The organism is Streptomyces sp. NPDC044061, from assembly GCF_056434305.1.
Window position 1 is genome coordinate 109,155 of sequence record NZ_JBWKFL010000028.1, and the last position, 6,394, is coordinate 115,548.

A 6,394-nucleotide genomic window follows, 5' to 3' on the forward strand; every position below is an offset into this window, starting at 1 on the left:
GGGCGGCCCGGCCTGCGCGCTGTCCCCGCGTGCGGCTAGTTGACGTTGACCGCCTTCCAGGCCGCCGCCACCGCGTTGTACTCGGCGCTGCCCGAGCCGTACAGGTCGGCCGCGGCCTGCAGGGTGCCGGCGCGGGCGCCCGCGTAGTTCGTGGTCGACGTGAAGTACGTGGTCAGGGCCTTGTACCAGATCTGGTCGGCCTTGGCCCGGCCGATGCCGGTGACGGTGGAGCCGTTGTAGGTGGGGGAGTTGTAGGAGACGCCGTTGATCGTCTTGGCGCCGCTGCCCTCGCTCAGCAGGTAGAAGAAGTGGTTGGCGACGCCCGAGGAGTAGTGCACGTCGAGGCGGCCGACCGACTTCGACCAGTAGTCGGCGGACGCGCCGTCCTTGCTGGGCTTGTCCATGTAGCGCAGCGGGGTGCCGTCGCCGTTGATGTCGATCTTCTCGCCGATGAGGTAGTCACCGACGTCCGAGCCGTTGTTCGCGAAGAACTCCACCGAGGTGCCGAACATGTCGGAGGTGGCCTCGTTGAGGCCGCCGGACTCGCGGCTGTAGTTGAGCTTGGCGGTGGCCGCGGTCAGGCCGTGGCTCATCTCGTGGCCGGCCACGTCGAGCGAGGTGAGCGGGTCGGCGTTGCCGGTGCCGTCGCCGTAGGTCATGCAGAAGCAGCTGTCGTCCCAGAAGGCGTTGACGTACGCGTTGCCGTAGTGGACACGGGAGTAGGCGGCCTTGCCGTCGCCCGCGATGCCGTTGCGGTTGAACGCGGACTTGTAGAAGTCCCAGGTGACGGCGGCGCCGTAGGCGGCGTCGACGGCGGCGGTCTGGCGGTTGGTGACGGTGCCGTCGCCCCAGACGTCGTCGGCGTCGTGGAAGAGGGCGCCGGTGCCGCTCGTGCCGCCGTTCAGGTCGTAGGTCTTGTGGCCGCCGCGGCCGCCGTCGATCAGGTCGTAGCCGCCGGAGGCGGAGGCGGTGGTGCCGAGCGTGACCGTGCCGCTGTACCGGCTGGTGCCCGTTCCGGTGTCGATCGCCTCGTAGGAGTAGACCTTCTTGCCGGTCTGCGCGTCGGTGATGACGTGCAGCTCGCTCGGCGTGCCGTCGTGCCGGACGCCCTTGACCACGGACTCGTAGGCGAGGACCGGCTTGGCGCCCGCCGCCCAGACGACCTTGCGGGAGGTCGAGGCGGTGGCCTTCGCGGTGCCGGAGGACTTGAGGGCGGTCTTCTTCGCGTTCGTGGGGGAGACGGCCGCGGTGGTGGTGGGCACGGATATCCGGGCCTTGGCCGCCTTGCTGACGCCCTTGAGCGCACCGTTCTTCGCCACGTGGGTGACCAGGTCGCCGCCGAGGACGGGCAGACCGGCGTACGTGCGCTCGTAGCGCGTGTGGACCGTGCCGTTCGCGTCCTTGACCACGTCCCGGACGACCAGCTTCTCCTTCGCGCCGAGCCCGAGTTCACGGGCCGCCGCACCGGCGTGCGCCTGGGCCGAACCCAGGGCGGCGGCGCGGGCCGTGGCGCTGAGCGGGAGGGCCGTGGCGCCGGGGGTGTGCGTGGGGGCGGCGCCGGCGGGGCTGTTCTGCAGTGCGAGGACGACCATCGCGGCCGAGCCGACCAGGGCGGCGGCGCGTACGGCGGCCTTGCGGGAGGTGCGGGACGCGTGGGGCTGCTGTCTCACTCGATCTCCTTCGTCACTGGTCCCCGTGGGGTCGGGGACACAGGTGGGGAACAGGGGATGCACAGAGTTGCGGCGGGTGAGGAGAGGGTGGCATCGGCAACGGTCCGTTTGACAGGGCGCCGACAAGACTTTACGCGTTCGTATCCGAAAGCCGTGCCACGAAATCCGTTATGCGGACGCGCTCTGGTTGATCAACTCCCGCTGTTTCCAGCGCACTTGAGGCGTCGGGCGTCACACCTCGCGGGCCAGCTCCGCCCGCATCGCCGCCCGCGCCGCCCACACGGCCCGCGCGTGCCTGAGCCGGTGCTCCTGGAACTCCGGTGTCTCCAGCGGAGGATCGCCCGCCGCGAACACCTCCAGCAGCGCGCGCAGGGAGGAGTAGACGTCCTCGGTGACGGCCGTCATCTCCTCGGGGGCGCAGAGCAGCGCGGTTTCCCGGACCTCGTCGCAGCCCGAGGCGCGGAACGCCTCCCGGACGGCCGCGTCCCGGTCCGCCGGCGGACCGGCGCGGTGTGCCGTGGCGACCGTGTGCATGGCCTCGTACGCCAGCCGGTACCTGGTCAGACAGGTGACGTAGATGTCCCGGCGTTCCCGCCGGGTGCGGTCGATGCTCTCGCGCCGCCAGCGGGCCCGGTCGGCGAGCAGTGTCGAACCGACCCCGACCGCGGCGCCGAGCCCGGTGGCGGCGAGCGTCGTCCACTCCATGCGGTGCTCAGCCCTCCCACTCGTCCAGCAGCCGGGCGAGGTCCGGCGGCCATACCGGTTCCGCCTCTTCGGCCAGTTCCGGCCGGCTCCACCAGCGCCAGGTGAGGATGCCGTCGGCGGCGTGCGCGGCGGCCAGTTGGGGGCCCGCGGGCTCGCGGTGCGGGCCCCGGGTGACGTAGATGTGCTCGTGCTGGCGGACGGCGATGCCCATGCGGGTGAAGTCGTGCTCCCAGGTGCACAGCAGGAGGCCCGGCTCCAGGTCGTCCCAGCCGGTCTCCTCGAGCAGTTCGCGCCGGGCTCCCTCGCGTGGCGTCTCACCCGGGTCCAGGCCCCCGCCGGGCAGCGCCCAGTGGACGCCGACCTCGGCGTTGTCGTACCGGAACAGGAGCACCGCGCCCTCGGGGTCGACCACGGCGACCCGGGCCGCCTCCCGGGGTGTGCGCAGCACCTTGCGCAGTACGGCGCAGGGGCGGCCCAGGGCGCGGTCGGGGCGGTGGTCGATCGTGTCGTAGCCGAGGGCGGTCCAGAAGGCCAGTGCCCTGGGGTTGTTCTCGAGCACGGCGAGCCGTAGGGCCTGCCGGCCGGCGGCCCGGAAGCGCTCCTCCACCAGCGTGGCGACCCGCCGGCCGTAGCCCTGCCGCTGCGCGGACGCGTCCACCATCAGCAGCCCGATCCAGGGGTCCGGGTCGGCCGGGTCCGGGTGCCGGGCCAGTGTGATCACGAGCGCGACCAGCCGCCCCTCGGCCCGGGCCAGCAGCACCTCGGCATCCGGCTGGACCAGCTCGTCGGCCAGCACGGTGGCCACCTGCTCGGGACGCACGACGTCCGGGTCGGAAAGATCCCCGCTGAGCGCGAGGAACTCACGGTTGGAGGCGTACAGCGCCGTCAGCTCGGTGAGCAGCGGGGCCGGGATCCCGCGATGCGGAGTCAGCTGTTCGAGAATCACGCGGGCAAGGTAACGCGCAAGCGGCCCGAGCCCCACGGGATTACGGCCCTGCGGCTGCCCCGGGCCGAGCGGGGTCGGCACGCCGGAGCCCCGGGTCACGGCGTTCGGTCGTGGCCCGGGGCTCCTGCCGCTGGTGTGGCGGTCAGACGTTCACGCCGAAGTCCTGGGCGATGCCGACCAGGCCCGAGGCGTAGCCCTGGCCGACCGCGCGGAACTTCCACTCCGCGCCGTTGCGGTACAGCTCGCCGAAGACCATGGCCGTCTCGGTGGCGGCGTCCTCGGACAGGTCGTAGCGGGCGATCTCGGCGCCGCCGGCCTGGTTGACGATGCGGATGTAGGCGTTGCGGACCTGGCCGAAGTTCTGGCCGCGGTTCTCGGCGTCGTAGATGGAGACCGGGAAGACGATCTTGTCGACGTCGGCCGGGAGCGCGGCCAGGTTGACGTTGATCGCCTCGTCGTCGCCGGCGCCCTCACCCGTGCGGTTGTCACCGGTGTGGACGATGGTGTTGTCCGGGGTCTGCTTGTTGTTGAAGAAGACGAAGTGGGCGTCGGAGTAGACCTTGCCCTGCGTGTTGACCGCGATCGCCGAGGCGTCCAGGTCGAAGTCCGTGCCGGTGGTGGTGCGGACGTCCCAGCCGAGGCCCACGGTGACGGCGGTCAGGCCCGGAGCCTCCTTGGTGAGCGAGACGTTGCCACCCTTGGACAGGCTTACAGCCATGTTGGGAGTCCCTTCCTTGATATCCGTGTATCTGTGCCGATGAAGCTACCGTCACCCGGGAGAACGTCGAGGGGGGTCCCGGTGGTTCCGGATGGCTTTACCTTTTTTACCCGCCACGAAAACCGGGTGACGTGAGGCGGGCGGAGCCGGGAACATGGGATGCATGTCCGGGCCCTATCTCATCCGCGGCTCGGTCTCGCTGCCCGAGGCCGAGCTGATGTGGCGTTTCTCCAGGTCCTCCGGGCCCGGCGGGCAGCACGTGAACACCAGCGACTCGCAGGTGGAGCTGCGCTTCGACCTCGCGCGCACCGAGGCGCTTCCCCAGGTGTGGAAGGACCGGGCGCTGCAACGCCTGTCCGGGCGCCTGGTGGACGGCGTCGTGGTCGTACGGTCCTCCGAGCACCGCTCCCAGTGGCGCAACCGCGAGGCCGCGGCCGTACGCCTCGCCGCCCTCCTCGCCGAGGCCACCGCACCCCCGCCCAAGCCCCGCCGGCCCACCCGCATCCCGCGCGGCATCAACGAGCGGCGACTGCGGCAGAAGAAGCAGCGCTCGGAAACCAAGCGCGGCCGCACGGGCCGCGACTGGGGATAGCGGCGCCGCCCGGCCCTGTCACACCTCCGGCTTCCGATCCGTCACCGAAGTGAGAGACGACGGAACGGGACGGAGAAGAGGCGGGCCCCGATGAGTGACAACGACTTTCTCGCGGAGCGGTTCGAGGCGCACCGGAGCCGGCTGCGGGCCGTCGCCCACCGCATGCTCGGGTCCACCGCCGAGGCGGAGGACGCCGTGCAGGAGGCGTGGTTCCGGCTCAGCCGGTCCGGCGACCGGCAGGTGGAGAACCTCGGCGGCTGGCTGACCACGGTCGTCGGCCGGGTCTGTCTGGACATGCTCCGCTCCCGCCGCTCCCGGGCCGAGCAGCCGCTGGAGACCTGGCGGCCGGCGCCGTCCGCCGCACCCGACCCCGCCGAGGACGCCCTGCTCGCCGACTCGGTCGGAATCGCCCTCCTCGTCGTGCTGGACACCCTCACACCCCCCGAGCGGCTCGCGTTCGTGCTGCACGACCTGTTCGCGGTGCCGTTCGACGAGGTCGCCGGCATCCTCGGCCGCGGCGAGGCGGCCACCCGGCAGCTCGCCAGCCGGGCCCGGCGCCGGGTGCGGGGCGCGGAACCCGCGGACGCCGCTCTGGCCCGGCAGCGGGAGGTCGTCGGCGCGTTCCTGGCCGCCGCCCGGGACGGCGACTTCGACGGCCTGCTGAGCGTGCTCGACCCGGACGTGGTGGCCCGCAGCGAGGCCGGGGTGACGGCCGGCGCCGGGGCGGTCGCCTCCGGTGCCGCCGGCTACGCCCACCTCGCCCGTGTCGCGCACCCCGCCCTGATCGACGGCGTGACCGGTCTGGTGGTCCTGACGGCCGACGGCCGCCCCGAGCGGGCCCTCGTCTTCACCTTCGTACGCGACCGCATCGCCGTCATCGAGATCCTGACCGACCCGGCGCACCTGGCGGCACTCGGCATCGAGCCGATCCGGGACAGGCCCTAATTCCGGGCGGTTATCTCTTTCGGACGAAGTGTCATGCGCGCGCATTCAGGCGGCCGTCAGGGCGGAACCACGGAAATTCCACGGCGCCCGATTACCCCAACTGCCGGTATCGGCCGCGGAAATACATCAGCGGCCCGCCCTCCGCGCCCGGCACTCGCGCGGTCAGTACCCGGCCGATGACGAGCGTGTGGTCACCGGCCGCCACCCGCTGCTCGGTTCGGCACTCCAGGGTGGCCAGCGCCCCGCCCACCAGCGGGGCCCCGGTGGCCTCGCCGCGGACGCAGGGGAGGTCCTCGAAGAGCAGACGGTCGCTGATGCGGCCCTTCATGGCGAACCGCCCGGCGATCTGGCGCTGGCTCTCGGCGAGGACCGAGACGGCCCACAGCGGCTGTTCGTCGAGCAGGTCGTCCATGCGGGCGCCCGTACGCAGGCTGACCAGCACCAGTGGCGGGTCGAGCGAGACGGACATGAAGGCGGTGGCGGTCATGCCGACGTCCTCGACGCCGGGCGCGGTCGGGTCGTCCGGATCCAGCGGCGGCTCCTGCGCGGTCACCAGGACCACGCCCGCGGCCAGCCGGGACATCGCGGCCCGGAACTCGTCGTTGCTCACCCCCTCAGCATGCCCGGAAGCAGAGGTGGCGGTGGGTGAGGGAGTCTTCAGCACGCCGGAAACGCTAATCTCCGCACCGCGCGCGCCGCATCGGCCCTCCGCCCGAACCGGGTCCTAGTAGGGCTTGGTCAGGTTCACTCGCTAGTGGCGTGTCCGTTTGATCGGATGGGCCGTTGACCGGGTGTGATGGGTGGGGAGTTGGCCGCGG

General features: G+C 71.9%; 7 protein-coding genes. 2 read left to right on the plus strand and 5 right to left on the minus strand.

Going from position 1 to position 6,394, the window contains the following annotated elements; all coding sequences use genetic code 11:
- Positions 1-35: 35 nt before the first annotated feature.
- The 4 genes from AC07CM_RS35450 to AC07CM_RS35465 all read right to left on the minus strand — a co-directional run bounded on the left by AC07CM_RS35450 (position 36) and on the right by AC07CM_RS35465 (position 4,039).
- Positions 36-1,592 carry a M4 family metallopeptidase gene (locus AC07CM_RS35450; protein WP_478880598.1) on the minus strand — a complete coding sequence of 519 codons (1,557 nt, stop codon included), beginning with the start codon at positions 1,590-1,592 and terminating at the stop codon, positions 36-38.
- Positions 1,593-1,901: 309 nt separating this feature from the next.
- Positions 1,902-2,375: a hypothetical protein gene (locus AC07CM_RS35455; protein WP_478880587.1), complete on the minus strand. Its 474-nt coding sequence runs from the start codon at positions 2,373-2,375 to the stop codon at positions 1,902-1,904.
- 7 nt (positions 2,376-2,382) lie between these two features.
- Positions 2,383-3,321, minus strand: a complete 939-nt coding sequence (locus tag AC07CM_RS35460) for a bifunctional GNAT family N-acetyltransferase/NUDIX hydrolase (RefSeq protein ID WP_478880588.1) — start codon at positions 3,319-3,321, stop codon at positions 2,383-2,385.
- 142 nt (positions 3,322-3,463) lie between these two features.
- Positions 3,464-4,039, minus strand: a complete 576-nt coding sequence (locus AC07CM_RS35465) for a TerD family protein (protein ID WP_478880589.1) — start codon at positions 4,037-4,039, stop codon at positions 3,464-3,466.
- A 154-nt stretch (positions 4,040-4,193) separates the two neighbouring features.
- Between AC07CM_RS35465 and arfB the strand changes: the two genes are divergently transcribed.
- Together arfB and AC07CM_RS35475 are read left to right on the plus strand one after the other, a co-directional pair.
- The gene (arfB, locus tag AC07CM_RS35470) at positions 4,194-4,631 is read left to right on the plus strand and encodes an alternative ribosome rescue aminoacyl-tRNA hydrolase ArfB (protein WP_478880590.1); all 438 of its coding nucleotides are present in this window, start codon (positions 4,194-4,196) and stop codon (positions 4,629-4,631) included.
- 90 nt (positions 4,632-4,721) lie between these two features.
- Positions 4,722-5,576, plus strand: a complete 855-nt coding sequence (locus AC07CM_RS35475; RefSeq protein WP_478880591.1) for a sigma-70 family RNA polymerase sigma factor — start codon at positions 4,722-4,724, stop codon at positions 5,574-5,576.
- 91 nt (positions 5,577-5,667) lie between these two features.
- Here AC07CM_RS35475 and AC07CM_RS35480 read toward each other — a convergent pair whose 3' ends face one another.
- A complete protein-coding gene (locus AC07CM_RS35480) occupies positions 5,668-6,240 on the minus strand; it encodes a flavin reductase family protein (RefSeq protein ID WP_478880592.1) in 573 nt (190 codons plus the stop codon).
- Between the last annotated feature and the right edge of the window lie 154 nt (positions 6,241-6,394).